The sequence below is a fragment of the Enterobacter adelaidei genome, from assembly GCF_041937165.1.
GTDB classification, from domain to species: domain Bacteria; phylum Pseudomonadota; class Gammaproteobacteria; order Enterobacterales; family Enterobacteriaceae; genus Enterobacter; species Enterobacter adelaidei.
In genome coordinates, this window is the sequence record NZ_CP154354.1 from 1 (window position 1) to 25,523 (window position 25,523).

Annotated in this window: 24 protein-coding genes; 19 read left to right on the top strand and 5 right to left on the bottom strand. The window is 41.6% G+C overall.

What is annotated here, in order from left to right; genetic code table 11:
- The 14 genes from AAHF05_RS22485 to AAHF05_RS22550 all read left to right on the top strand — a co-directional run bounded on the left by AAHF05_RS22485 (window position 1) and on the right by AAHF05_RS22550 (window position 17,729).
- Window positions 1–876, top strand: coding sequence for a RepB family plasmid replication initiator protein (locus AAHF05_RS22485; RefSeq protein WP_000594611.1), 876 nt, complete (start codon window positions 1–3; stop codon window positions 874–876).
- Between the two features lie 1,148 nt (window positions 877–2,024).
- Window positions 2,025–2,378: a hypothetical protein gene (locus AAHF05_RS22490; protein WP_000423602.1), complete on the top strand. Its 354-nt coding sequence runs from the start codon at window positions 2,025–2,027 to the stop codon at window positions 2,376–2,378.
- A gap of 17 nt (window positions 2,379–2,395) precedes the next feature.
- Window positions 2,396–2,746 (top strand): type IV conjugative transfer system protein TraL, encoded by a 351-nt coding sequence (locus AAHF05_RS22495; RefSeq protein ID WP_001447770.1) that lies wholly within the window; start codon window positions 2,396–2,398, stop codon window positions 2,744–2,746.
- 11 nt (window positions 2,747–2,757) lie between these two features.
- Window positions 2,758–3,546 (top strand): TraE/TraK family type IV conjugative transfer system protein, encoded by a 789-nt coding sequence (locus AAHF05_RS22500; RefSeq protein ID WP_000783153.1) that lies wholly within the window; start codon window positions 2,758–2,760, stop codon window positions 3,544–3,546.
- Window positions 3,546–4,817, top strand: a complete 1,272-nt coding sequence (locus AAHF05_RS22505; RefSeq protein WP_000592092.1) for a type-F conjugative transfer system secretin TraK — start codon at window positions 3,546–3,548, stop codon at window positions 4,815–4,817. The genes AAHF05_RS22500 and AAHF05_RS22505 overlap by 1 nt, the downstream gene beginning before the upstream one ends.
- Before the next feature lies 1 nt (window position 4,818).
- Complete coding sequence (gene htdO / locus AAHF05_RS22510; RefSeq protein WP_000521242.1) at window positions 4,819–5,280, top strand: plasmid transfer protein HtdO; 462 nt, start codon at window positions 4,819–4,821, stop codon at window positions 5,278–5,280.
- The gene (gene trhB, locus AAHF05_RS22515; protein WP_000351841.1) at window positions 5,270–6,625 is read left to right on the top strand and encodes an IncHI-type conjugal transfer protein TrhB; all 1,356 of its coding nucleotides are present in this window, start codon (window positions 5,270–5,272) and stop codon (window positions 6,623–6,625) included. Before htdO ends, trhB begins: the two co-directional genes overlap by 11 nt.
- 7 nt (window positions 6,626–6,632) lie before the next feature.
- Window positions 6,633–7,115, top strand: coding sequence for a hypothetical protein (locus AAHF05_RS22520; protein ID WP_000377632.1), 483 nt, complete (start codon window positions 6,633–6,635; stop codon window positions 7,113–7,115).
- 118 nt (window positions 7,116–7,233) lie between these two features.
- Window positions 7,234–7,986 (top strand): protein-disulfide isomerase HtdT, encoded by a 753-nt coding sequence (htdT, locus tag AAHF05_RS22525; RefSeq protein ID WP_182911723.1) that lies wholly within the window; start codon window positions 7,234–7,236, stop codon window positions 7,984–7,986.
- 9 nt (window positions 7,987–7,995) lie between these two features.
- Window positions 7,996–8,946 carry an IncHI-type conjugal transfer lipoprotein TrhV gene (trhV, locus tag AAHF05_RS22530; protein ID WP_001022588.1) on the top strand — a complete coding sequence of 317 codons (951 nt, stop codon included), beginning with the start codon at window positions 7,996–7,998 and terminating at the stop codon, window positions 8,944–8,946.
- Between the two features lie 8 nt (window positions 8,947–8,954).
- Entirely contained in the window at window positions 8,955–11,636 is a 2,682-nt protein-coding gene (locus tag AAHF05_RS22535) for a TraC family protein (RefSeq protein WP_000387412.1), read from the top strand.
- Between the two features lie 2,548 nt (window positions 11,637–14,184).
- Window positions 14,185–14,346 carry a hypothetical protein gene (locus tag AAHF05_RS22540; RefSeq protein WP_001371949.1) on the top strand — a complete coding sequence of 54 codons (162 nt, stop codon included), beginning with the start codon at window positions 14,185–14,187 and terminating at the stop codon, window positions 14,344–14,346.
- 1,128 nt (window positions 14,347–15,474) lie between these two features.
- On the top strand, window positions 15,475–16,728 hold the full coding sequence (locus AAHF05_RS22545; RefSeq protein ID WP_033487955.1) for a ParA family protein: 1,254 nt from the start codon (window positions 15,475–15,477) through the stop codon (window positions 16,726–16,728).
- A complete protein-coding gene (locus tag AAHF05_RS22550; RefSeq protein ID WP_001278838.1) occupies window positions 16,725–17,729 on the top strand; it encodes a ParB family protein in 1,005 nt (334 codons plus the stop codon). The genes AAHF05_RS22545 and AAHF05_RS22550 overlap by 4 nt, the downstream gene beginning before the upstream one ends.
- A 61-nt stretch (window positions 17,730–17,790) precedes the next feature.
- On the opposite strand, the gene AAHF05_RS22555 is transcribed toward AAHF05_RS22550, so the two are convergent.
- The 4 genes from AAHF05_RS22555 to AAHF05_RS22570 are packed head-to-tail and all read right to left on the bottom strand — an operon-like array spanning window position 17,791 to window position 20,471.
- Window positions 17,791–18,180, bottom strand: coding sequence for a hypothetical protein (locus AAHF05_RS22555; protein ID WP_000815011.1), 390 nt, complete (start codon window positions 18,178–18,180; stop codon window positions 17,791–17,793).
- Window positions 18,177–18,698 carry a hypothetical protein gene (locus AAHF05_RS22560; RefSeq protein WP_000598517.1) on the bottom strand — a complete coding sequence of 174 codons (522 nt, stop codon included), beginning with the start codon at window positions 18,696–18,698 and terminating at the stop codon, window positions 18,177–18,179. Before AAHF05_RS22560 ends, AAHF05_RS22555 begins: the two co-directional genes overlap by 4 nt.
- Window positions 18,691–19,527 (bottom strand): hypothetical protein, encoded by an 837-nt coding sequence (locus AAHF05_RS22565; RefSeq protein WP_000700976.1) that lies wholly within the window; start codon window positions 19,525–19,527, stop codon window positions 18,691–18,693. The genes AAHF05_RS22560 and AAHF05_RS22565 overlap by 8 nt, the downstream gene beginning before the upstream one ends.
- On the bottom strand, window positions 19,524–20,471 hold the full coding sequence (locus AAHF05_RS22570) for a metallophosphoesterase (protein ID WP_000718595.1): 948 nt from the start codon (window positions 20,469–20,471) through the stop codon (window positions 19,524–19,526). Before AAHF05_RS22570 ends, AAHF05_RS22565 begins: the two co-directional genes overlap by 4 nt.
- A 363-nt stretch (window positions 20,472–20,834) precedes the next feature.
- On the opposite strand from AAHF05_RS22570, the gene parM reads away from it, so the two are divergent.
- Window positions 20,835–21,872: a plasmid segregation protein ParM domain-containing protein gene (gene parM / locus AAHF05_RS22575; RefSeq protein ID WP_000818954.1), complete on the top strand. Its 1,038-nt coding sequence runs from the start codon at window positions 20,835–20,837 to the stop codon at window positions 21,870–21,872.
- A gap of 11 nt (window positions 21,873–21,883) precedes the next feature.
- Window positions 21,884–22,522: a hypothetical protein gene (locus tag AAHF05_RS22580; RefSeq protein ID WP_012695436.1), complete on the top strand. Its 639-nt coding sequence runs from the start codon at window positions 21,884–21,886 to the stop codon at window positions 22,520–22,522.
- A 56-nt stretch (window positions 22,523–22,578) separates the two neighbouring features.
- Here the strand turns inward: AAHF05_RS22580 and AAHF05_RS22585 are convergent, their stop codons facing one another.
- Window positions 22,579–23,547, bottom strand: coding sequence for an IS5-like element IS903B family transposase (locus tag AAHF05_RS22585; RefSeq protein ID WP_072201439.1), 969 nt, complete (start codon window positions 23,545–23,547; stop codon window positions 22,579–22,581).
- Between the two features lie 443 nt (window positions 23,548–23,990).
- Here AAHF05_RS22585 and hdtA point away from each other — a divergent pair, with 443 nt between their 5' ends.
- Genes hdtA through AAHF05_RS22600 form a run of 3 tightly spaced genes read left to right on the top strand, consistent with a single transcriptional unit; the run spans window position 23,991 to window position 25,421 of the window.
- Entirely contained in the window at window positions 23,991–24,443 is a 453-nt protein-coding gene (gene hdtA, locus AAHF05_RS22590; protein WP_000952689.1) for a H transfer determinant A, read from the top strand.
- Window positions 24,433–24,858 carry a hypothetical protein gene (locus AAHF05_RS22595; RefSeq protein WP_000836981.1) on the top strand — a complete coding sequence of 142 codons (426 nt, stop codon included), beginning with the start codon at window positions 24,433–24,435 and terminating at the stop codon, window positions 24,856–24,858. Before hdtA ends, AAHF05_RS22595 begins: the two co-directional genes overlap by 11 nt.
- A gap of 8 nt (window positions 24,859–24,866) precedes the next feature.
- Entirely contained in the window at window positions 24,867–25,421 is a 555-nt protein-coding gene (locus AAHF05_RS22600) for a plasmid transfer protein (protein ID WP_000235773.1), read from the top strand.
- Window positions 25,422–25,523 lie beyond the last annotated feature (102 nt).

The following is a 25,523-nucleotide window of genomic DNA, read 5'->3' on the forward strand; positions in this document are numbered from 1 at the left end:
ATGATTAAAAACAACGAGTTAATCCATCCTTTTGACGTAACCAGTAATGAATCAGGTAAGACTTATCAACTGACGCCTAACTCGTCCAAGTCGGTTCAGCCCGTGGCCCTGCTGAGATTGAGTGTATTTACCCCTGTCGGCACAAAAGAAAACCGCGACCGAAACTTTGAAGTTGATGCCTCTGATGAGCTTTCGTGTATGGAAATTGCAAGATCGGAGGGTTATGACGACATCAAGATAACTGGTGTCAAACTATCTATGTCTACCGACTTTAAGTGCTGGCTCGGGATCATCATGGCTTTCAGTAAATATGGTTTTACTTCCGAGAAGATTAGCCTGACTTTTAACGAGTTTGCGAAGATGTGTGGTATCAGTTCAACAAACATCAACAAACGAACTCGTGCGCGCTTTAAAGAGTCATTAATGAACCTTGCATCGGTAGTGCTTGCCTTCTCAGACTCTCGTAGTGGTCGGTTCACAGTAACGCATCTGGTGCAGAAGGCTATGATTGATCCAAAAAGCGATACTGTTGAGCTGGTTGGGGATCCTTCTATGTGGGAACTGTATCGTTACGACCATAAGACATTGTTAAGCCTTCAGGTTCTATACATTTTGGCTAAAAAAGAAGCTGCGCAATCTCTCTATATTTATTTTGAAGCAATGCCAGCTGGTACGTTGTTCGTTAATATGAAACGGTTGAGGGAAAGGTTGCTTCTTACAACCCCTATTCGTACGCAAAACCAGATAATTCGTAAAGCAATGCGGGAACTTGAATCTATCGGATATCTCGATTATCAAGAAGTTAAGAAAGGTCGCGACATACAATTTCAGATCTTCAAAAGAAGCCCTAAGCTGGCCCTTGCCAAACAAGGTTGAAAGCTATCTGGTATGCACTGGTTATAACCTGCTGAAAAATAAGTTATTTATCAGTGCTATGCTTAGTGCTTCTTTTACTACTGGTCTTACATCTCGGCTTAATGTGCAAAAAAGTAACTTTTCAAACGAACTCCTGACTATTCATCTGTATGCCTTTCTGACTCAAGCGTACATGCTAGCCCATTCATTAAATGCCGTTGAGCAAGATGGTTTCGTGCGCACTCTATTCACGTGAATGCCTTTTGTGGATTACGCCTCTTACATTCATACAAATGCTTTTGATGTCGGTATCCCAAAAATTCATTCATTGAAATGCTTTTGTTTGCCACTGTATCCCGAGCATAGCTATGCAGTGGTATAAAAAGGCATTTTGGTGAATGGCATTAGGTCGAATGACACACAGTTCAGCTTTGTTAAGAGCGAGAATGGTCCAAGACATCTATGACATTGGGCATCAGAAGGACTATGTGCTTGATATGAGATCAAAAAAATATCAGAAGCATCACAACTCCAATGGCATTCAAAGAAATGCCTTTGTTTTGTTAGTACACCAAACAACCCAAAATTCATGCAGTTATATCAAAGACTCATTCGCAAAAGGACTCAGCCAGAAAGCATTTGCTTAAATAGCATTGGCCAAAAGCATTCGAATGAATGATGTTCGTATGGACAAGACAAAGTCCCACTCACGCCCAGAGGTGTAAAAGGCATTTAGATGAATGACGCACCGGCCCGAGGATTGTATGTAGTTTCTCCAACTGATAGTTGCCGAACCAGGGAGCACAGTGATATGCGGCCTTCTCAGAATCAAGAGATAGATAATAAGGGAACAAAAAAGATTAGATATGAAGCTTAGTTACCTGCCCGATATCTAGTTAGAGCTTTTCAAACCATCAAAAGTGACTTTTATGCTTGAGGAGTCTCATCAGCTTCAGGATTGAGCTTAACGTAATCTTACCCCCTCCCCTCTTTCAAACTTTTACTAAGCGTTCACTGGTACCTTTCAAAGATTATGCTTTAGGCCCTTTGCTTAAAAATTCACCAATCGCTAAACGTTAAAAAAAGGGGGTTTATGCGAACGGAAGGATCGGAATAAAAAAGTATTATTCATTCGCGTTTACGTGAACTCAAATCTACACGGAGTAATTATGGAACTTTCTTTAAATATTGGCCTTAGTGAAAAGAAATCTAACACGGCTGCACTTTTTAAAACAAAAAGCGCAAAAGTGATTTTGTTTGTTCTGCTGACCGTGCTTTTTTGCGGTCTGGCATATGCGGGTTCAGATGATGGGGCACTGGGAGATATTTGGTCATACATGAGTGAAAGTATGACTGGAGCTCCGGGCAAAATTCTGGCAGCCGCGATGTTGATCTCAAGCGTATATTTCTCTGTCCTTAAGCCTAACCCGGGCCTGGCACTGGTTTCATTATTCATGATGCTGGTAATGGCCAACGGCGAGAAAATTATCAGCACCTTTATGGATGCTGGCGTACCGCTGTAATTTATTGTTAATCATGCATGAGGGGGTTCATCCCCCTCTCTGGATTTTTAATGAGTAAGCAGAACGACGTTCCTCAGCATACCTATAGATTCCCTTTCAGGATCAACATGCCTCTACTGATTTTGTTTTGGGATGCCAAAAAATTAGGGCTTGCATTCATTCTGGTTGCATTTGGGAATATCTTCGAATGCTTCGGGTTTTCTGTTGTAGCAGCGGTTGTGTATTGGATTGCGTATAACAAAGCAGCTGAGTCAGGAATAAGAGGATTGCTAAAACACAAACTCTGGTGGCTCGGTTTTTTGCCAGGTAAAGCAGTTTTTAGTAGCCGTTATTTCAACGATCCATTTATCAGAGATTTGTATTCTTGATGGAGCTATGAATGAAAATGCTAAGTGGCATTAACATCCCTTTTTTCAAAAAATCTAAAAAGGATGAAAACGGTGATCTTGAACAGTCATACGTAAAGAAAGATGAAAGTGCTAAGGGACGTTTTTTGGACATTAAAAAACGATTTAGCCCACAAGCTGAAGCGTCAGGTGCTGGAATTACATACAGCGCCCTGATTAATCGTGATACAAAACTTATCCGCATTAATACTGTTTCAATAGCCGTCATTGGGTTATTGGTTGCAAAGATTCTTTTTTTCACTGACCCAGTGACGATTGTTACCCCTCCAAACATGAATGAAGAGATCACGGTTGTTGGTAACAAAGCATCGGAATCTTATAAAACACAATGGGCTCTCTTTTTTAGTACCCTTTTAGGGAATATTAATCCAACTAATATTTCCTTTGTGACGGCCTATGTCCTCGATGCCCTTTCACCTGAACTACAGGCTAAAACGAGTGAGTCTTTACAGGAGCAGATAAATATCATGCAGGCTCGTGGTGTTGAGCAGACCTTTAAGCCTAATGATATTTACTTTGATCCAAAAAATGACATGGTCTATGTCTGGGGTACCAAAACGACTCGACTTGTAAATGTTCCGGACAAAACTGAATCATCGAAATGGACTTATGAATGGGTTCTCGGGATGAAAAATGGTCGCCCAAGAATTGCATATGTAAATCAATATTCCGGAACACCGAATATTAAAAAAATTACGATAAACGGCAAAGAGCAACTGGCAACGCTGGATAATCCGCCACCGTCTACAGGTAACAAGTGATGATTAAAAAAAAGGGCTTAGGCTTCAACGCAATTACAGCATTGATCATGCTCACGACTTCGAACTGCGTAATCGCTGAAGAATACCAATTGCCAGCAACAATTAATAACCCGGTTGTAATGCCAGTTGGTGCTGACGGATTTCAGAATGGAGCTGCAAAAGCCATTATTCCGGGTCAAGCTGGTTCTGAACAGTCAGGTGCACAAACAAACCTTAGTGAAGCCGGTAATGCGCAGGGACAAAAACCTACAACTGATCTCCCTACCGTGCAACTTTCCCCAGCCAGCAATGCTTCGCCTGCGGTAAGCGCTATTACTGGAGCATTATCAAATAATCCTAGTCTCCCCGGATTTGACGCACAGACCCGATCTGGTGCAATTGATAGCTATGGGAGACCAACAGGTACCTCTTCCCAGCAGAATGCAACCAATGCGACCGCCACGTCAAAAGCCGATGAACTTTATGTCGAAGCTCGTAACCGATATAAAGAAGTTCAGCGTGTAAATGTGCCGCCTGGTGGGAATGTGGTACTGCCAGTTTCACGAGGACTTCAAAACAGAATATCGACCAGCTTCAAGAATGCTTCTGTCAGTACTTCTACCCCTGCTGAAGAGGCAAGCATATTTGTTAATGGTGGCGATGTCTTTATTTCAACTAATACCGATAAACCAATCGGGATTATGTTGTCTGAAGATCAGGTACCTGAATCGACCTATAACCTGACCCTGGTACCGCTTGATGTTCCCGGTGCGATGATTTCAGTTACTACATCTTTAAGCCCATCTATGCAAGCCAAACGTGAAACCTCATTGGATAAGCAAAACTATGAGGAAATGTTGGCCCGCTCCCAGTCAGAAGAACTGGCTCCAACGGATCCAAAACAAGACGATCATAAACAAAGAATCATTGATTTATTGACTCCTGTGGCTCTTGGTGAGGTCCCTTCAGGATTCAGTTTACAACAGGACCGACTTTCTCGTATTCCTGCGCCAGAGCAGTCACCATGTAACTTTAATATGTATGCAAAGCTCGGTCAGAGACTGGTTGGCTCACGTGAACTTATTGATGTAATTCTTGTGAAAAACGATAAACCATACGGTCAAATCGTTGCTGATCAGCAGTGTATGGCAGAAGGCGTTATTGCAAGTGCTTTATTTGATAAAGCATACCTGCAACCGGGAGAAGAAACAGAGCTTTACATAGTCCGGGATAAATTGTTCAAGGAACGCGAGGCCCGGGTTACAACCAGACCAAGTCTAATCAGAAAATAATATGGGAAAAGTTACTTTGCCTGCTCTGCTTGGGGCCACCGTGATTGGTTTTGTCGTATTTGCTTTAACCAGCTTTTACTACAGGTCAGAATATATACCAAAAAGGAGTGTATTAATCGTTCCGGACGCACCCATTAGTATCGAAGATGGCAGTAACGCTTTTCCCGTTCAGACAGTAATAATGAACGATCCAACTCTTATTGATAAATTTGTAGGAGAGGGCAATATTAATGAGGAGAATGCTTTTGACTATCACAAAAGTAACGTTTTGGAACCTAATTACAAACATGAAATATCTAGAACGAGCCAGATAGATAAAGCTGAAATGAATCATCCATCTGTTCGTGAAAACTGGGCCAGAGCAGGTGAACCCTATATCGTTCCTCAGATGTCTGACAGCGAACGAAATCTAAAAATTAAACGATTCCAGAAACCTACAAGTGGAGCTAATCATGGACATTAAAAAGGCCTGGGAAAATAAGACCGTCAGACTTTCTGTTATTGGCGCTCTGCTGGTAGTGATTGTTTATATTATTAGCCAGTCTATTTTTTCCACACCAGTTAAGAAAGAAAAGAAAACACAGAAAAAAGACATGCAGACCAATTTGTTGTTAGATGATTCGCAAATGAACAAATTGAGTAATGAAGAAAGCCAGAAAGTATATAAAGAAATGGTTAAGCAAAACCGACTTGACCAAAATGCGGCGAAAGAGGACCGCGAAAAAGCAGAAAAAGCCCAACAGGAAACTAAAGCCCAAGTTGCAAGTTTAACTTCTCAACTTCAGCAGCTGTCTCAGCAAATTAATGATATGCAGACAAATCGAAACGGCAATCGTAACTTGGATGCTGGTAGTTCGCGTAAAACGATTAATGAGCAGGCACCGGCAGCTCCTTATCAGCTTAATGCTAATGCGCCGATTAATGGCGTAAACCCTAATTACGCTTCTATCACACCTACGCGTAATAGCCCAATGAGAACAATCACACAAAGTTCCATTAAGACTAATGGTACCGATGGTGTCATTCAGGTTATGCCCGTGTCTGAAAACAGAATCAAGGAAGGCAGAGAGGTCATTGCAGGAGATAAAGCGCCAACTCGGACTGTACGAGGTGATGGTACTGCGCCAGTTGATAGCAAAGCGCGGCATGCTGCCCGAAAAGATGAAATGTTTCTTCCGGCAACATCTATTATCACTGGTGTTCTGATTACCGGGCTTGAAGCGCCTACAAGCCTTTCTTCCAAATCAGAACCAATGCCAGTAACGATGCGTATTAAAAAAGATGTCATCATGCCCAATAATTTCACCATGGATTTGCGTGACTGTAACCTTCTGGGTTCAGCTGTTGGTGATCTGGCGTCACAGCGTGCTTACATACGTGCCACTTCTATCTCTTGTGTTAATTCAAAAGGGAAAGCTTTTGACGTAAAACTGGAAGCATATGCTGTAAGTGAAAATGACGGAAAAAATGGGATCCGAGGCACGCTTATCAGCCGAAATGGTAACGCAATTGCAGGAGCTGCATTTGCCGGTGGACTTTCTTCACTTGCCGGTAGCTTAAGTCCCAGTAAGGTATCTTCACTTAACATCGACCCTAATTCACAGGCTCAGTATCAGTCCCCTAATTTTGGTGCACTTGGGGCATTAGCCGGGGCTGGTGCAGCTCAAGGTGGTCTTAATCGACTCGTCGATTACTACACCGCAATTGCAGAACAACAGTGGCCAATCGTAGAAATTAGCCCTGGCCGAGCTATTACATTTGTCGTTCAGACCGGAACTACAATTCCAACGAATCTGACCAGTCGCTGAGGTTTAAATGGATAGTTTAGAAAAAAAAGAATCGCCTGAATCAGCTGGACCTGAAATCACTAAAAAAATGGTGCGAGAAAGGACAACAAAAAAAATTACCTTCGAAATTGATATTGAAAAAATATTGAAGTATTTATTTTTCTTCGCCTTTGCCGTATTGGTCATTATTTATGGTTATAAAGGCTTTATGAATGTTTACGATTACTTCAATAAACAATCCCAGCCTTCGTACAAGATTGCAGTGCTTGACATGCCTGAATTACGTAAGGAATTTTTCAAGCATCACGGAGGCCGTACTGCTGACAATGATAGATCTCAATTCGAAGAATATTTCAGAACATTAATGAAGATCTACCGTGACCGTGGCTATTTAATTATTGATGCAACGCTTGCCGTTACTGTACCGGATAGTGTTGAAATCGTCACTTATATGGAACTTGAAGATAGCTCTGAAGCGGTACAATCAAGTTCTTATAATGCAAAGAAGTAGAGGGCACCCAATAGTGAAAAAGTTACTTTTCCCTTTAATGGCGGCTTTCGCCATTATGGCGAATACGGTCACTTATGCTTCAGAGCAGGTCCTAACTAATAGTGATGCTGCTGCGTTAATGGCAAAGGCAAAGGAAGGTGGCGTTTCACCCAGTCAGATCTCGGGTGTGTTATCAAAAATGAAAGGATATAAACCTAAGGATGCCATATACATTCCTTCTGGTGGGCTATACCTCTTTCAGGACGAACGTTCGCAGCTAATGGCAGTAACGACCGATGGCCGATACTCCCTTACTGGGGGAAGCCTTGTTGATGTAATTAAACGTAAACCTGTTCTGACTGTAGAAGAAATCAGGAATTCCTATTTTATTAGTCTTGATGAGGCCCCCTTCCCTCTGGAAACTGTAGCGTCCATTCCTCTGGGAAATTCAAAGCTTAAAAGACAAGCAGCCATTTTCATAACACTTGATTGTGACGGTTGCATGGAACTTGTTAAGAAATTCTATGCAGATCGGGACAAGTATCGGATAGATATTGTTTTAGTTCCCTCACCCGGTGAGCCAAAAGAAGAGCTTAGAAGGCTCTGGTGTAGTAAAGAAAAAGGAAAAATAAACAACCTCGATATTCTTCGTTGGCTAATGGGAAGCAAATCCGACATTGAAAAAAGATTGCTCTCTCAAAAAGAAGCAGAAGAATGTCCGGCGGAACCTTTGGTAGCGTCATTGATGCTCGCAGGAATTTATAAATTGCAGGGTGTACCTTCAGTTGTCAGACAGGATGGTTTGGCTGGTAATGGCATTCCAAAAGATTTCGACTACTGGTTGAACCAAAGCGTTGAACCTCTCTTAAAAAATCCATTTGAGACAAATTAAGGCTAGTTTATGAACATCAAAAGATTGGTACTCAGTGCTCTGGTTGTAGGTACATCCTCATATCTTACGGGGTGCTCCATCGGTAGTTCCGAATCCGAATGTCCAGGCATTGAAAAGGGCGTTATCTGTAAAGGTCCTCGCGAAGTTATGGAGTTAACTAATAATCGAGATGATCTGTCTGCACTGGCGGGGGAAGAGTCGGAATCGGGAAAGGAGAAATCGGCTGTCAATGACAGCCGTTATCCAACTGAAATTAGCCCTCCAGGGGAAGTCAAATATCCACAGTCTACTACCCTTAAAAATCAGCCTGTGGCTTATTCAAAAACCGAAATTAAGCCAGTTGGTCAGTTACCTGTCATGTACGATAAAACTTTAAAAATGGGTGCCCCTACTTCATCCATTGGACCACGGCCTATTTCTGGTGTACCGGTTAATTCAAACGTAAGGATGACTAGCAGTTATAGCACTGCCTCTTCAACTGGTAACCCTTTCGTTCATCCGGCTGCGGAAGTCGTTAAACAAACAAGCTATCCGGTTTCTGCTGGAAATGCCCCACGCTACGTTGCACCTAATTCTGATATCAGCCCTGGTAAGGATATGTACTCTCTTTACAATGGCCAGCCCGTTAACCCGACTCTCAACCCTGGGCAGATCCAGCAATACCGTTCGCAAGGTTATAAACAAGCTGTAGTGGCTCCTGAACCACTTGCTGTTCTGCAACAGGGGAAAGTAATGAGAATTACTTTTGCACCTTATACCGATGATAACGATGCGCTTAATCTTCCCGGCTACGTTTATGTCAACGTAAAACCGCAAACATGGATTGCTGGCAAGAATTCGACCTCAAACCCAGCTCGCATAGTTCCTTTAGAAGTACAGGATGCGGCCCGGGAAAATATGCAGCAGCAACAAAAAGCAACTAAAGCTGTCTCTTCGAACGGCATTGTTAGACAACTGTAAGGTCAAATATGGAAGCTATCAATAATTACAATAGCGGTTTAAATCGCCATCAATTAGGTGGGTTTATCCCTGTTTACGATCAATTAGCAGGGACTCACTATTTTTTGATTGATGGCAACAGATTAGGGTTTATGTTTATCTGTAATCCATCCCCTGGAGTTTTTGATAATCAGCAAGATGTTCTTGCTGAAATGTTCAAAATGGATTTCCCTACAGATACTGTCTGTCAAATATCTCTGACTGCATTGCCAGACCTGACTTTACAGCTTAGTGCTTGGTCAGCTGTGCGAGGTGGGCGTATGACTGGGAACGATAAGCTTAAAGCAGATCTGCTTAATGGTTATCAGTTGGACTACTACGACAGAAGTATGCATAAGCCTTTAAAACCTGATCATGATAACCTTATGTTGAGGGATTTTCAGGTATGGATCTCGCTATCGATTCCTTTACAGTCTGCCCTTCCTACCGAGCTGGAACATTCGCGTATCGATTCACTTTACTCTGAACTTGTAAGTAAGTTAATTACGATTGGATTGCATCCGTTTAAGGTCGATGCAGAAAACTGGCTCTATTGTATAGATAAGGTCGTAAACCCCGGAAAGAACTCCCGGTGGGCTGAAGGTTTCATAGACGTTAACACTATGAAAAGGCTTAATGAACAAGTTAACGTTCCCGGCCGTAAGTATACAGTCACAGAAAATCATTTCTCATCAGTCACACAAAGTGACGACGAATCTGAGCATCGTTACTTCAAACAACTTTCCGTTGTAAAGTTTCCTGAATACGTCAATTTCGGTTGTATGTATGAGTTAGTAGTTAACTGGATGCATGGACGTAAGACAATTTTCAGCCCATTTATGATCACTCAGACTGTTCAGTTTGCCGATCCGCTCAAGTTGTCAAAAGAAAACGTCCGCTACAAAGCAATCACTAATAAACAGGCAAGTATACCTTCAGTTGTCACATTCTGCCCTCGCCTGCGGGATATGGATAATGACTACATGGCCGTAACTCGCGAGCTTGAGGATGGCGCAAAGCTTTTAAGAGGGTATCTTACTTTCACTGTTATGGGTAGTAATGCCAATTCTGTGCAGACAGCAGCTAACGATCTCAAATCCTTTTACCTCGAAAGCCGGGTCAAAGTAGCAGATGATTCCTTTATCGTTTTCCCGTCATTTATGTCATGTCTGCCAATGTGCAATGACCCAAAGACAATTTTCGACCTTGACCGTTCCGAAGTAGTGAGCAACACCGGAGCGGCTCATATGACACCGATCTTTGGGCCCTGGAAAGGTAATACAGATAGACCAGTACTGAGTTTAGTTTCTCGTGAAGGTCAACTCATGGGACTTGATATTTTCAAGACTTCTGCAAGCTATAACATGGTTATTGGTGCAACGTCAGGTGCAGGGAAGTCATTCTGGACAGCATATCTAATCAATAACTATCTTGGAGCTGGACCGCGATCTAATAACCTCGTTCATTATCGCTCAACATTTAAGCATTTTTTAGAAAACGAATACCCAGATGATGATCCTGACGGTGCTCAAGTATTTGTTGTGGACGTGGGCCGTTCTTACCAGGGGATTGCGGAACAATATACAAACAGTCAATTTATTGATTTCGGTAAAACCCCTGACTTCACCCTAAATCCCTTTGCCTTCCTAACTGACATCACTGTTAACGACGATGTATTTAACGAAGCACCTGAATTTACCGGTGAATCAACTTCAAACGATGCAGAAAAAGACAAAGTTGCTCAGACCATAATGGTTTTGAATCAGCTAAAAATTATGGCTTCAGAGAAAGGCCTTATCGATGATTATCAACAATCAGTGATGCTTCAGCTTATTGCAGAAGAGTACCAAGAATCCAGAAAATCAGGTCGGACCGGTTCAATAACCGGCTTTGCTCTGCGTTGCAAGAAGCATGAAGACAAACGTATAAAGGATATTGGGGAGCAACTCGGAGCATGGTGCGAAGGTGGAATTTATGGGCACCGGTTTACCGATACGTTGCCTCCAATCAACTTCGACAGCAGATTTATTGTTTTGGAACTGGAGGAGCTAAAAGGCACCCCCCACCTTCAGACAGTTGTATTAATGTCTATCATTCAGGCTGCTCAGCATGCAATGTTCATCAAAAAAGATGGGCGTCGTCGCTTGTTCATCCTTGATGAAGCATGGGAGTACATTCGTCCTGATAATTCATCAGGTGCCGGAAATCAATCAAACCAATTCTTCTCTTCCTTCCTCGAAGCGGCATGGCGTAGGTTCAGGAAAACAAACTGCGCTGGCATCTGTATCACACAGTCGTTTGAAGATTATTTTACTTCTTCTGTTGGCCGGGCCCTGACTGCTAACTCGCCTTGGAAGATAATCATGAAACAAGAAAAAGAAAGCATTGAAGCAATGAAGGCTAATAAATATTTTTCTACTTCAGATGCAGAATATGAACGTATGAAAAATATTCGTACAGTCAAAAAGGTGTTTTCAGAGATGTTAGTCAGGTTCGAAAACTTCCAAGAGATCTGTCGGTTATACGTAGACCGGAAAATGGAGCTTTGTTTTACTACGGATAGTGCTGACAGGAGTAAATTATGGGAAATTCAAAGCCGCGAGAATTGTAGCTATGGCGAGGCAATAGAAATTCTCTATGCTCAAGAAGTAGCAGCGGGTTTGGCCGCGTAGAGTAAATATCTTCAAGCAAAAATAATTAAACCAGATGTCTCATAAGAATCTGGTTTTTTATTGTATGCCTTAAGTAAACAAATGAGGTTGTGACTTAATGAGTTCATCACTGTGCTGCAAATTTTGGTTTTATAATTAATGTGGTGTAAAAACAGTGACATAAATACAAATCGCAGTTAGGTTGTGTACGCATTAAGTAAACAAAATTTATAACTTCAATACTGACATTATAAGATGAAAATCACGTAAATTACATTTTTGTTTACCAAAGGTAATCAAAGTAGCGCGGCATTATTAGTGAAAACAGATCACTGGTGTCATTTTGCATACAAAACTTAATATCCTTTAATCATTCTTCTAAAAGTTTATTATTAACGGTTTGGTTTCTGAAAATTTATCCAATTTGCTCACCGAAGACTTTTAACTTATTTAACCCCCTTTATCGCCAAACTGTGATTTTCTAATGTTAGTCTACAGTTCTAGGGCCCTTGCTCCCATGATGCGAATCCTGCCACCTAATAAAGATTAACGCCTCATTCCTGTATGCCGGTCTTACGACGCCAGTGCACGGACTATTTTTGGTCATCACAAGGACAGGCGGGAGATTTAATCAGGGCGTGGTGTTGCTGAGCAGCAGCTGCGGCACTGTAAGCCGAAGGCGGAATTAACTCCTTTATCACCATCTGGGGACGTCATTATGGGTAGCCCTTTTAACTTACTCAGGACCATTAAGCTAAAATTCCGGATAGCGATTGACGTAAGATTTAGGCTAAGCAGGTAAAGTGATCCCCGCTCCCGGGGTGACAACTTTATACAAAAGGCCGAGCGGAAGATTGTCCTTAGGGAATATTTCTTTAACACAGCACGGGCACTTACTCACGCTGCCGGATTTAACCCCCTTAATCGCCAAACTGGGGTTCTGTCCTCATGCTGGCCTTCAGTTCTGGGCGGGGTTGCTATCACTTGCTCCCTAATGCGAGATGTACCTGCTGATACAGATTAACGTCATATTCCTGCGTGCCGGTCTGCCGACACCAGTGCACGGGCTTTTTTCGGTCATCACATTACCGGGCAGGAGATTTTATCAGGACGTGGTGTGACTGAGCAGCAGCTGGGGCACTGTCATCCGCTTGCAGATTTAACCCCCTTAATCGCCAAACTGGCGTTCAGTCCTGATAGTGTCCTTCCGTCCTGGGCAGGGTTGCTAACACTGGCTCCCTTAATACGAAATGCGCCTGCTGATAAAGATTAAAGTCTCATCACTGCATACCGGTTTGCCGACTCCGGTGCATGGCCTTTTCCGATAATCACAAGGACGGACGGGTGATTATATCTGTGCATAGTATGTCTGAGCAGCATCAGAAGGCACTGTCAGCCACTGGCAGATTTAACCCCCTTAATCGCCAAACTGGCGTTCAGTCCTGATAGTGTCCTTCCGTCCTGGGCAGGGTTGCTAACACTTGCTCCCTTAATACGAAATGCGCCTGCTGATAAAGATTAAAGTCACATCACTGCATACCGGTCTGCCGACTCCGGTGCATGGCCTTTTCCGATAATCACAAGGACGGACGGGTGATTATATCTGTGCATAGTATGTCTGAGCAGCATCAGAAGGCACTGTCAGCCGCTGGCAGATTTAACCCCCTTAATCGCCAAACTGGGATCAGTCCTGATAGTGTCCTTCCGTCCTGGAGAGGGTTGCTAACACTTGTTCCCATGATACGAAATGCGCCAGCTGATACAGATTAACGTCTCATTGCCCATGCCGGTCTGCCGACACCGGTGCATGGCCTTTTCCGATATTCGCAAGCACAGATGCTTGATTTTTTCAGGGTGTAATATACCTGAGCAGCATCTGAAGGCACTTTCAGTCGCTGTCAGATTTAACACCCTTAATCGCCAATCTGGGATTTTATGATGTTAACCTCCAGTTCAAGACCCTTGCTCCCATGATGCGAACCTTGCCACCTGATAAAGATTTACGCCTCATTCCTGTATGCAGGTCTTACGACTCTAGTGCACGGACAATTTTCGGTCATAACAAGACCTGGCGGAAGATTTAATCAGGCGTGGTGTGACTGAGCAGAAGCTGGGGCAATGTCAGCCGCTGGCAGAAAAAACCCTTATTCGCCATCTCAAACCGTCATTATGGGTAGTCCTTTTAACTTTCTCAGGACCATTAAGCTTAAACTCCGTTTAGAGAATGACGTAAGATTTAGGCTAAGCAGGTTAAGTGATCCCTCTCCCGGGTTGAACACTATATTCATCGTACGAGCGGAAGATTGTCCTTCGGGAAATATTTCTTAAACACCGCTCGGGATCTTATTGCCACTGGCGGATTTAACCCCCTTAATCGCCATACTGGGGTTCTGTCCTGATGCTGGCCTTCAGTTCTGGGCTTGGGTTGCTATCGCTTGCTCCCATAATGCGAAATGTGCCTCCTGATACAGATTAACGTCATATTCCTGCGTGCCGGTCTGCCGACACCAGTGCACGGGCTTTTTTCGGTCATCACATTTCCGGGCAGGAGATTCTATCAGGGCGTGGTGTGACTGAGCAGCAACTGGGGCACTGTCAGCAGCTTGCAGATTTAACACCCTTAATCGCCAAACTGGGATTCTGTTCTGATGTTGACCTTCCGTTCTGGGCGGGCTTTGGTTTACTAACACTTACTTCCATAATACGAAATGTGCTTGATGATGCAGATTAAATTCACATTACTGCATACCGGTCTGCCGACACCGGTGCATGGGCGATTTCCGACGATCTCAAGAACATATGGGAGATTATATCAGGGAGAGTAGTATGCCTGAGCAGCATCTGAAGGCACTGTCAGCCGCTGTGAGATTTAACCCCCTTAATCGCCAAACTGGGGTTCTGTCCTCATGCTGGCCTTCAGTTCCGGGCTGGGTTGCTATCACTTGCTCACATAATGCGAAATGTACCTGCTGATACAGATTAACGTCATATTCCTATATGCCAGTCTGCCGACATCAGTGCTTGGGCTATTTTCGGTCAAAACAAGACCTGGCGAGAGATTTAATCAAGCGTGGTGTGACTGAGCAGCAGCTGGGGGCACTGTCATCCGCTTGCAAATTTAACCCCCTTAATCGCCAAACTTGGGTTCAGTCCTGATGTTGGCATTCCGTTCTGGGCGGCGTTGCTATCACTTGCTCCCATTATGCGAAAAGTGCCTGCTGATACAGATTAACGTCATATTCATGCATGCCGGTCTGCCGACACCAGTGCACGGGTTTTTTTCGGTCATTACAATACCGGGCAGGGGATTAAATCAGGGCGTGGTGTGACTGAGCAGCAGCTGGGACACTGTCAGCCGCTGGCAGATTTAACCCCCTTAATCTCCACACTGGGGTTGCCTCCTTAAGTTGGGTTTCATTTCGGGGTGAGGTTGCTAACTCTGCTCCCATAATTCGTAGTGTGCCTCCTCAAGAGATTAACACCTCATATCTTTAGACTGGACTGACGACAACGGTTCACAGTTAGGAAACGTATATCAGCACACCGGTGAGATAGATTTTAGGGTCTAAGCAAGAAATAGGGTAGGCGTGAAGATTCATTAATGGAGCTCTTAACTTCAAAGCGTAGAGAAGGAGACAAGAATCGTGGTTTAAACAGGTTGTGCATTAGGTATGGACTAGAGAGTCTGAGCTCACATCTGCAAGTTAAGCTCACAAAAAATCATAAAAAAGTAAACAAACATTAGCTTAAGATTGAAACTAAGGATAGAATTGTACGCATAACAAGGAAATGGACGCATTATACGTAAAGTTTACATATATGCGTAAAAGTCGGTTTTCAGTGCAAAAAGGTCATAACCATGAATTTACTTGAAAAGATCGCCCTCGTTGGTCAGCGCATGAAAAGCGAGCAGATTTCTCTAAAGGAATCTCTGATGGCTTCATCAAGAGTATCTGTTTCTGATGATAGTGTTGATGGTGTTGATAGACTGATCTATAACCACTGTTTGAATAAAAAAAATCTCTCTGATTTTTTTGGGAAGTCACGAGTAACGTTCAATAAAATACTTTCGGACTTAGAAGAAAAAGAACTTGTTGGTGCACCTATTTATCAAAACAAAAATCATCTTTACACCCGCTGGGATGTTCAAAAAATAATGGATGCCCTGGGTTATCCCAAGTACCGCGAACATTACTTTAGCAGAGCTATTGTTACTCAGAATCATAAAGGCGGTACAGGGAAAAGCACTACATCTGTAGCTTTAGCAGTAGCAGCTGCTTTAGATCTACAACTCAATGCACGTGTATTAATGATCGAATGGGACCCACAAGGTTCGATTGGAAGCAGCATGATTCAAAGTGTCTCAGAAGATGATGTCTTCCTTACAGCAATTGATGCAATCCTTGGAATTTATGAAGAAAATTCTGAGTATAAAAAATATTTAGATTCAGGATTCTCTGAAGAAGAAATCATCACTAATATGCCTTTTTCAACGCATCTGCCAAACTTGGACGTAATAACGGCTTTTCCGACAGATGCTCGTTTTAAAGATAAATACTGGCAATGTTCTAGAGAAGAACGTACGTCTTTGTTACTACGTTTCAAGGAAGTTATCTTACCGGTACTGAAGCAGAACTATGATTTGATTATTATAGACACTCCACCTGAAGATTCACCTTTGATCTGGGCTGCTGACGAAGCGGCCGATGGGATTCTTGTCGCAGTGTCACCACGTGAATATGATTACGCCTCTACTACAGACTTCATGCTTACAATAAGTGAAAGGTTTAAACAATCACCAAGTAAGGGCGACAATTTAAAATGGTTCAAAGTTCTTGCTGTCAATGTAGATGACAAAAGTCCATATGAAAGAATAGTTTTGGATAAATTAATCAGAACTGTTCAGGACCTTTTGATGTCCGCTAACATAAAAAATTCTGAAGCATTTAAGGCAGCTGCTTCCAAAGGGCGTACAGTGCTTGATATCAAAAAATCAGAGGAACTTTGTTCCGCAAAGCAGCTTGATGTCGCAGAAGAATCTGTATTACAGGTATATCAGCAATTTATAAATGAAATAAAAAGTTTTTCAGCTAAGCAAGGAGTTAACGCATGAGCGATGAGCAACATATCGGGAATGATAAATCTCGATATTTAAACGCACCAAAGCGGACAGAAGTCGGTCACCGTTCAGGTCTTGCGGGTTTGAAAACAGCACCTCGCATAAAAAAGTTATTCACTCTTCATAAGGGCCGGAGACTTGAAGCGGAACATGTGATTGTTCCAGCCCAGAGAGTGGAGAAGGAGACCTTAGTCCATCCAGCGAACCCACGAAATCAAGAAGCCCTTACAGATTATTCTGTTAGAGATATTCTTAAGCAGATTGAAGAAAGAGGGGTCGATACCGAAGGGATCGCTGTAAAAAGAGATGGGGTTTATTTATTAATAGAAGGAAGTCGCAGACGTTTCTGCTGTATAAAGGCAGAAAAGGATCTCCCCCTGTGGGTTCTTCCGGATGAACTAACCGAAGATGATATAAATTCAATTATATCCGCAGCACAAACATCTCGAAAATTTTCATATAGAGAAGTTGGGTTTCAATTTATCAAAAAAATGGAAGAAAAAGGATTTTCTACTAATGAAGAACTCGCAGCATATCTTGGGATTAGTCATGTATCGGTAGCCAAAAGAATCCAGGCGGCCCGTATTGACGAAACATTGATCTCTTTATTCCCGGATTATGAAGGAATCCCGAACTCCTATTATAGTCGCTTGTCTCGTTTACAGAAATATGTGCAAAAAAATCTATTTCCTTTAGATGAAGTAATAGATAATGTTAAAGAGGAAACAAAAGATTTAGACATTGGAGATCTCCAGGTTGCTCAAAAAGTTGTAATGGAAAAAATCACACAATCTGTGGAAAGTGTTTGTGAAAAAACTTATTCCACAAAATGGGAAACAAGTGATCTTATTACTTTTGATAACAAAGATAAGTATGCAAGAATCAGTAAAAACAATACTGGTAGAAAAATTCGCTTTGAATTCAATAGGATAAATGCGGGTTTTATTAAGGAACTAGAGGAGTTCATAAAAGAAAAATTAAAAGTATCAGAATAAATATTGAACTGCATCTTTATGATGCAGTTCATATGATTTATATTTTTAATTTCTTGTTATATTAATATGGGGTGTGCGCAGGTTCAGACATATAAGGTCTTAGTTCTATATGAACAGAAGCGCCATTCCCATCATTTACTACGTTTAAAGGTGCTTTTCCCGGCAATGACATAGTTGCAACGTCAGGTCCAGAAACAGCAAAATTATTTTCTGCTGAAGGCATTACTGTAAAAATCTTTATAGCAACATTTTCATGTCTAAATAATGAAATCCCAAAAGTAGAACCAGCTTCGGTATTGCTCACGTCCACAACCACAGGGGTTTTTCCTAGATATTCATTAGTTAGTATGTTTTTTACTAATGCCCCTTCCGGGACAGTATAGATACGGTATGGATATGCTAAAGCCGTGTGACAAAAACATATTAAAATAACAATTAATGTTTGTTTCATAGATTATCCTCATTCAAAAATAAAAGATATAACTCTTGAAAATCGTGGTTAGTAATTAGGTCCGCTTTTCCGGGAAAATCGTAACTAACAGAAAATAAAAGCGAAAGCGAATCTTTTCCTTTTGCTTTGGGAGAGATTCTGCTAAAAGCACGGTTAATAAACATAAGTTGATCTTCATTGTTGAAGCAAAGTCCAAGCATTCCAACCGTAGGAACTACGAATGTGCTTACGCTGCCTGGGGGCAAAAGTTGCTTACTACGGGCATTGTAAGCACAACGACTACCACCTAGCGTTAGGCCTGAAAGCTCAATAAAACTTCTGGTTCCATTCTTGGCGACAAGCCAAACATCAGTTCCTGAACTTTCGACACGTAAAGTAACTTTTCCGTCAGTAAAGGCCTCACTTTTATTGTATAGAATAGGGTCAAAACCAACTGTCGGGAGTTCTTCGATTTTACTTTCTACTGACTGACAACCAGTCAGTAATGCAAACAATAAAAGTGTGATAACTTTAATCATCCCGCTTCCTTAGATTGTTTTTGGCGCTCGTTATAAAAGATAATGATTCACCGGGGTAGAGAATTGTTTCTTTCGTCCAATAACCATAACCACCGAGGATATTTTTTCTTTTCTCAATATAAACGGGTTCAGAAAATACTAAATGTTGATATTTAGGAAGAGATAAGATTTCATATTTTCCTTGTCCAACTAAGAGGTAATTCTTCTCTTTAGGATTGATGGTTACTGGATTACCAACACTTTGAGGTATGTTAAGTTTTTTTATATTTAGGTCAGAATAGTCAGGAACGGACACTTGATCATTAGACGTATTTCCGGGAAGAGTAAACCCTTTACCCTGATCCGGTCCAAAGATGGCAATTATATCTTTGTTGTTTCTTGTGATCGAAACGATAGCCTGAAGGGGCGTATTAGCAAGGTCATTTATAAACGATATAGTTAGACTTGATTTTGGCTCGACCCAAACAATGCTTTTTCCGGATGTGCCTTCGCTTAATGCAATTTTTTCATTTAGTAAGATTTTATTTTTGGCAATGATATTATACTCAAGTTTTGGTATCACAATAAAAAGTGATTCTTTATTTGAAACATTCATGATTTCTAAGAAATTGGTTTTGGTCATGCTGGTCTTTAGAACAGGCCTATATTTACCATTTATAAACCACCTTCCGTTTATAAGCTCCGCTTTAGCAGATATAAGTGAATCACTTTTCTGTGCGGCAGAAGAAAAAGCATCTTTTCTATGCTCTTTCTCTTGATGTGGTGCAGCTGCTGCGTGAAGATGCAAAAGTAATGTTGAAATTGAGATAATCTTCCAATTTATCTTCATCTTGTTACCTCAATGTTGTTTTCAATCGAATCGAGTTCTAAAGGATAGGTTTTAAGTGAATAAAACTTGTTTGTTGTTTGTATTAGCTGATGACACAATAAAACTGGATTGTTCTTCATGATTATTTCTACTAATGTAAGTGCTGGTGAGTCAGTTTGCGGTATACCCGGAGCAACTATTACCTGGTCTTCTAATTTTGACATATAGAGTGATCCAGTATTTATATGCAAACAATTACCGATCAGTACTGGAAGATTGTTTTGAGTACGACCATGGGCTTTTCGAATGCTGTTTACAGGATTCCTACCTAGGACCATAAGGTTGACGTCATTTATCATCATTGGTATTACGGCATGGTCCATACCGAATAGAAACTGGCTCTGAAAAATATTCACATTGGCATAGTTGAATGCTTGAAGCGCATTATAAGTATCAGTGAATGATGTGCGGATAGGGGCGTAATCAGAAGGGCAAACCCCAATTTTTATATCGCCTTTTAGTAAAATCTGCATCATCGTACCAAGCTGGGTATTAAGAAGTTTTTTTACCTCTTCCTCTAAATAGTAACGATTCACAGCTTTATGCCACTTTCCGCCCATTACACACCATCTCTCATTGAGGTATGTGCTGGGGTAAAATGTTCTCCGGTCTTTGTTTAATGGTAACAATTTTTTTAACATTTCTTCTCCGGCTCCGGCAGCTGAGAAATGCCTCACAAAACGTCCATCGAAAAAGCCACTGTTTATCGCCTTCATCAATTCTATGGGTTCCGGCCCATAGTCAAACAAATTTCCAGTAGAGAAAATTACTATCTCTTCTTCTGGCTTTGTAACTGATTGGATCAAGTTGCACAGCGCAGAGTAATGTCCATGAGGATCTGCCAGAAAGAAAATCCTTCCGGAGAAGTTTGTAAGGTCTATAGTTTGGACGTGCTCAGCTGCCATAAATTCCTCTACGTATGTTTACATCGATGATACGGTATTTCGAACTATGATTTTTTTACAAAAAGGCGTCATTTTGGATTCTAAGCCTAAGGACCTTTGTTACTTACAGGTAAAGGCCCCAGTCCTGGCTCTCAAACAGTTCATACTTAGGATGCAAAGTAACTTTCTGATTATAATTGGCTCCTTTATAAACATGGTTAATACATGAATACAGGAAATTTAACGGTAAGGTATTTAAAATGGAAGGATGCTGAAATAACATAGACTTACGTATTTTTTTAATAGTGTTAATGTTGATAATAGGTCACCATTAATGTATAAAGTTAATATCTAATATGGTCCTATTAATAAAAGAGAGTTTTTATGGCTGAACTATTAAAATCTGAAAGTCCTGTTTCACCATCAGTGCAGGATATCACTGAAGCTTTAAAAATCGTTGTCGATGATGGAAGTAAAGCTGCAAAACTGGTTTGTCTTAATGAAAGAAACGAATTAGTTCCCTTGCTTACACAAAATAGTTTTGTTCCAGATTTCCGTGTTCGCCATGAGGGTCTCAATCCTTTTAACTATCTTATTGATGGGCTGGAAAGGTTTTCGCATCACAGCGAATCTAGTAACTCACTGGAATCGACTGATGTATCTCACCAATACGATGAAATTAGCCGGTTAAATGTTCACCATGCACTTCATGCTTCTGGTTTAGTTCCTCAGGATGTTCACCTCTTTGTTACTTTACCACTTAGCCAGTTCTATACTGCTTTAGGGGAAACGAATATTGAAAATATTCAGAGAAAAAAAGATAATCTGATGAAACCAGTAGAGCGTTATCTTGACGGTAAACGCTATTCTTTTAACGTTTTGTCTGTGACTGTTTTCCCTGAATCTTTACCAGCTGTGACCCGGGCAGATGAAATTGAGGATATTGCTTCATTTGAATCAAGTTTGGTAATTGATCTTGGTGGTACTACTCTTGATGTTGCAAGTATTACTGGGCAATTAGAACAGATTTCGAAAGTAAAAGGTTTTGACCGTATTGGTTGTTCTATTGTTTACGATGAGATCAGCAGGTATCTTGAATCTGAGAAACTGAATACGAGTAATGCTTACATTCATCATCTTGTTGATAATCGTCATGATAAATCAGCTTTGAAGGTTGCAGAGGACAAGCGTGACGGTGTTTTTGATGCGGTAAACTCTGCGGTACAGAAGTTGCAAAGTAAAGTAATCAGAGCGGTTACACAAGTCGAAGAGAGGCCTCATAATGTTTTCCTTGTTGGGGGAGGTTCATATCTCATCGAAACAGCTATTCGTAAACATTTTGAAACGGCTAAAGTTATCATGGTAGACAATCCGCAGTTCGCATTATCTTTGGCAATTGCTGATACTATTTATTCAGAATAATGAGCTAGAACATGGCTAAATACCCTATCTCAAATAAGGCAGATAACGACCGGATTCAGATCCGGTCTTTCTGGATATCCGAAAGAAAAGCACCCTATGTTTATAGTTTCTTGAAAAAAACAGAACTTTGTCATAGGGGTGACCAACTGGATTTAATTAGGTCGGCTATTAGTACCGGGTTGGTATTAAATAATTTATTTCCTGACTTGGCAAATTTTATAAATGGTTTAAACGAAAGATTAACACTTGCAGATCTTAATAGGTTTCTGAATGATGGAAATACTATAGATACTGAACCTAAGCCTCCTATTAATGTATTGCTAGAGAATGTCTTAGATCAAAAGTTTAAGGAGTATTTAACACCTCTACAATTAGATAATTCAAAGCAGGATTCTGTTTCTGTAAAAGAAACCTTCCTTGTACAAAAGGAACATGCCTGCTTTGGTGTGAAGATTGAAAATGAGGGAAGCGATACCTCTATACCATCTGAAAGCCCACTTTCTTCAGGTGCATCCAAAATTTCAAAAGAAAAGTCCATTTCCTCTGTGGTGCCAGTGCTAGAAAAAGTATCGGATGAAAATCAAACCGCCTCCATAAGCATAAAATCTAAAGCTAAGGCAAACAAGCGACTAGCGACTTTGGCAAGATAGGGCTTTGTTGAATAAATCAGATTTCGGGTAAGTCTCCCCCGTAGCGGGTTGTGTTTTCAGGCAATACGCACGCTTTCAGGCATACCTGCTTTCGTCATTTTGTTCAGCGCTCGTACCAGGGCCATAGCCTCCGCAACCTGACCATCGTAGTCACGCAGCGTCAGTGAACCCCCGAACAGCTGTTTTACCCGGTACATCGCCGTTTCCGCTATCGAGCGACGATTGTAATCTGTTGTCCATTTCCACCGCGCATTACTCCCGGTCATTCGCTGATTAGCCACTGCACGGTTACGGTCTGCATATTCACCGGGCCAGTAACCCGCACCTTTTCGGGGAGGGATAAGCGCGCTGATTTTCTTACGCCGCAGTTCATCGTGACATAGCCGGGTATCGTAAGCGCCATCGGCGGCGGCTGACCTGATTTTCCGGTGGGTTTGCCGGATTAACCCGGGGAAGGCCTCTGAGTCCGTAACGTTGTTCAGCGACAGGTCTGCACAGATGATTTCATGTGTGTTGCTGTCAACTGCCAGATGCAACTTTCGCCATATACGACGGCGTTCCTGGCCATGCTTTTTGACTTTCCACTCGCCTTCACCGAAGACCTTCAGCCCGGTGGAATCAATTACCAGGTGTGCGATTTCACCCCGGGTGGGCGTTTTGAAACTGACATTAACCGACTTTGCCCGCCTGCTGACACAGCTGTAATCCGGGCAGCGTAGCGGAACGTTCATCAGAGAAAAAATGGAATCAATAAAGCCCTGCGCAGCGCGCAGGGTCAGCCTGAATACGCGTTTAATGACCAGCACAGTCGTGATGGCAAGGTCAGAATAGCGCTGAGGTCTGCCTCGTGAAGAAGGTGTTGCTGACTCATACCAGGCCTGAATAGCTTCATCATCCAGCCAGAAAGTTATGGAGCCACGGTTGATGAGGGCTTTATTGTAGGTGGGCCAGTTGGTGATTTTGAACTTTTGCTTTGCCACGGAACGGTCTGCGTTGTCGGGAAGATGCGTGATCTGATCCTTCAACTCAGCAAAAGTTCGATTTATTCAACAAAGCCGCAAGATAGGTGAGAGACAGTACAATCGACTTCTGAGTTCAACTTGTCTTACCAGGAAAGCCAGCATACTTGCTGGCCTTTTTTTTGTTATAATAAACTCAGGCTTCAGCTGAATCTGTAAAATTACTGTTAATGAAACGGTATTTTAGGTTAATTTGGATGCTGTTACAGGAAGTGCGGATTTTTCCTAAATTTGTAAAAAACCTAAGAATTATCTTAATAAATCTGGTACTTAATTATTATTTTACGTAAAAAGTCTTTGTGGTTTAATGGTTATGTAAGGATTTTTTGATACCCTTATACCCGATGGACCTAAGGTCACTGACAACGATGTTCATGTAGAATCTTCGTTTCTGTAATCCCTTTTGTCCTTGTCCCAAATGATTGATTATTATAATAAAGGCTGATCGAATGCTATCTCGCAACTCACTAATACATGGTTTACGCCGAGACCAGTTAATCGGAGTTCTGACTATTTCAGAGTTTCCGGTAGTTATGGTAGAAAGCCACTTCATTCAGTCTGAGGTTATGGGAATAAAACCCGTAATTTTTAATATTGATGAGCTTCTTGTTTCTATATCCCCAATTTCCTCTCTTAAGTTCGATTGGGAGTGGGCCCCAGTTGATACAATACTCATTGAAGTTATCATTCCACCTGTAGAGTCAGACCTTGTAAGTGCAGAAAATGACTTCCTCCGTGATTCTGGTATTGGCCATATCCAGTGCGAGCCTGGCGGAGCATCAATACGACGTACAGTTACCTTCGTTGGTGGAATAACCGCTGATAACTTACTGTATCAGTTGAGGCTTATGTGCGTAAGCGCGTTAAAACTTTTAGGAGAGGAACTGGGGGATGAAGTCTAAGATTAGATATGTTTTATCTGGTTTTGTTGTGTTATGTGCATTTGCTGGAGTTTATAAAATCCTAAACAATGTTCCGGTTAAACCTGACCTTTTGGACTTCACTGGAAACACATTTAAAAAGACATCACTCTTCCTGCCATGTGATAAAAGCTCGCCTTCTTTAAACATTAAAATTGCTGATAACGAGAAAATCGTGATCAACGGCATCGCTTCAAAAGTAACTTTTGTTGAAAAGGCTGACCCCGTCAAAAGCCCTGGTTTTTGTGATGATCTTGATCTAAACAATTCTCGCCTTGTACATACGGCATCTTACAGCCTGGTGATTTCTGAAACCAAAACAGGATTTACACTATCAAATTTCAAGCATCTTGCCGATGATGAATCATTAGGCGGTATGTGGTTTTATCAAAAGTGACTTTTTATATGGCAACTTCAGACTTCGCTCTTAAAAACCATAATGTTAAAGCATTTGGTCAGGATGCAGCCCTTGTCATTGAGATGAACAATGAAGATGTTAGCTCATCAAAACCTTCACCTTTTTCAAATGAGATTGATAATTATTATCTTACATTGCACGTCGCTCCAAGGAACGCAAAAAAAGATTATGACTGGGGCTCAAACCGTTCTGTACTTCTAAAATTGTCGACGAATGAAGTTATGCAGATGGCATCTGTATTTCTTAGAATCATGCATACTTTAAAGATTGATAAGAGGAAAACCTCACATCATGGCCACGTCGTATACAAAAATATAAGCGTTACCCCAAACGAGAGGGGCGGTTTGTTGTTATCCGCAGGGATAGTTCCAGTCGATAAAGATGGCTTAAAACCCTTCATGCACATGGTCCCCGTCTCACAAATGGATTGCGTTAAAATTGGCCTCTACATACTTGGATATCTTGCTCAAAAAACGCCCTGGGTAAGCTCCGAGTCTATAATTACCGCGCTTCGCTTATCTGAAGCCAAGAATTCAAAATAGCGCATTAACATACGGAATATACGGAAAAATACAGGTTTTTTTAAATGTTATACGGACGGATATTTCTGTTTTTCATCGTAAAGTGAGTTTAATTTTGCTCAG

Coding starts and splice junctions, on each gene's coding strand:
- AAHF05_RS22565 (WP_000700976.1), bottom strand. CDS start 19,527: ATGAAGATAAATTGGAAGATTATCTCAATTTCAACATTACTTTTGCAT.
- AAHF05_RS22535 (WP_000387412.1), top strand. CDS start 8,955: ATGGAAGCTATCAATAATTACAATAGCGGTTTAAATCGCCATCAATTA.
- AAHF05_RS22560 (WP_000598517.1), bottom strand. CDS start 18,698: ATGATTAAAGTTATCACACTTTTATTGTTTGCATTACTGACTGGTTGT.
- parM (WP_000818954.1), top strand. CDS start 20,835: ATGGCTGAACTATTAAAATCTGAAAGTCCTGTTTCACCATCAGTGCAG.
- AAHF05_RS22570 (WP_000718595.1), bottom strand. CDS start 20,471: ATGGCAGCTGAGCACGTCCAAACTATAGACCTTACAAACTTCTCCGGA.
- hdtA (WP_000952689.1), top strand. CDS start 23,991: ATGCTATCTCGCAACTCACTAATACATGGTTTACGCCGAGACCAGTTA.
- trhB (WP_000351841.1), top strand. CDS start 5,270: ATGGACATTAAAAAGGCCTGGGAAAATAAGACCGTCAGACTTTCTGTT.
- trhV (WP_001022588.1), top strand. CDS start 7,996: ATGAACATCAAAAGATTGGTACTCAGTGCTCTGGTTGTAGGTACATCC.
- AAHF05_RS22600 (WP_000235773.1), top strand. CDS start 24,867: ATGGCAACTTCAGACTTCGCTCTTAAAAACCATAATGTTAAAGCATTT.
- AAHF05_RS22505 (WP_000592092.1), top strand. CDS start 3,546: ATGATTAAAAAAAAGGGCTTAGGCTTCAACGCAATTACAGCATTGATC.
- AAHF05_RS22555 (WP_000815011.1), bottom strand. CDS start 18,180: ATGAAACAAACATTAATTGTTATTTTAATATGTTTTTGTCACACGGCT.
- AAHF05_RS22485 (WP_000594611.1), top strand. CDS start 1: ATGATTAAAAACAACGAGTTAATCCATCCTTTTGACGTAACCAGTAAT.
- AAHF05_RS22595 (WP_000836981.1), top strand. CDS start 24,433: ATGAAGTCTAAGATTAGATATGTTTTATCTGGTTTTGTTGTGTTATGT.
- AAHF05_RS22550 (WP_001278838.1), top strand. CDS start 16,725: ATGAGCGATGAGCAACATATCGGGAATGATAAATCTCGATATTTAAAC.
- htdT (WP_182911723.1), top strand. CDS start 7,234: ATGGCAAAGGCAAAGGAAGGTGGCGTTTCACCCAGTCAGATCTCGGGT.
- AAHF05_RS22520 (WP_000377632.1), top strand. CDS start 6,633: ATGGATAGTTTAGAAAAAAAAGAATCGCCTGAATCAGCTGGACCTGAA.
- AAHF05_RS22580 (WP_012695436.1), top strand. CDS start 21,884: ATGGCTAAATACCCTATCTCAAATAAGGCAGATAACGACCGGATTCAG.
- AAHF05_RS22500 (WP_000783153.1), top strand. CDS start 2,758: ATGAAAATGCTAAGTGGCATTAACATCCCTTTTTTCAAAAAATCTAAA.
- AAHF05_RS22490 (WP_000423602.1), top strand. CDS start 2,025: ATGGAACTTTCTTTAAATATTGGCCTTAGTGAAAAGAAATCTAACACG.
- htdO (WP_000521242.1), top strand. CDS start 4,819: ATGGGAAAAGTTACTTTGCCTGCTCTGCTTGGGGCCACCGTGATTGGT.
- AAHF05_RS22495 (WP_001447770.1), top strand. CDS start 2,396: ATGAGGGGGTTCATCCCCCTCTCTGGATTTTTAATGAGTAAGCAGAAC.
- AAHF05_RS22545 (WP_033487955.1), top strand. CDS start 15,475: ATGAATTTACTTGAAAAGATCGCCCTCGTTGGTCAGCGCATGAAAAGC.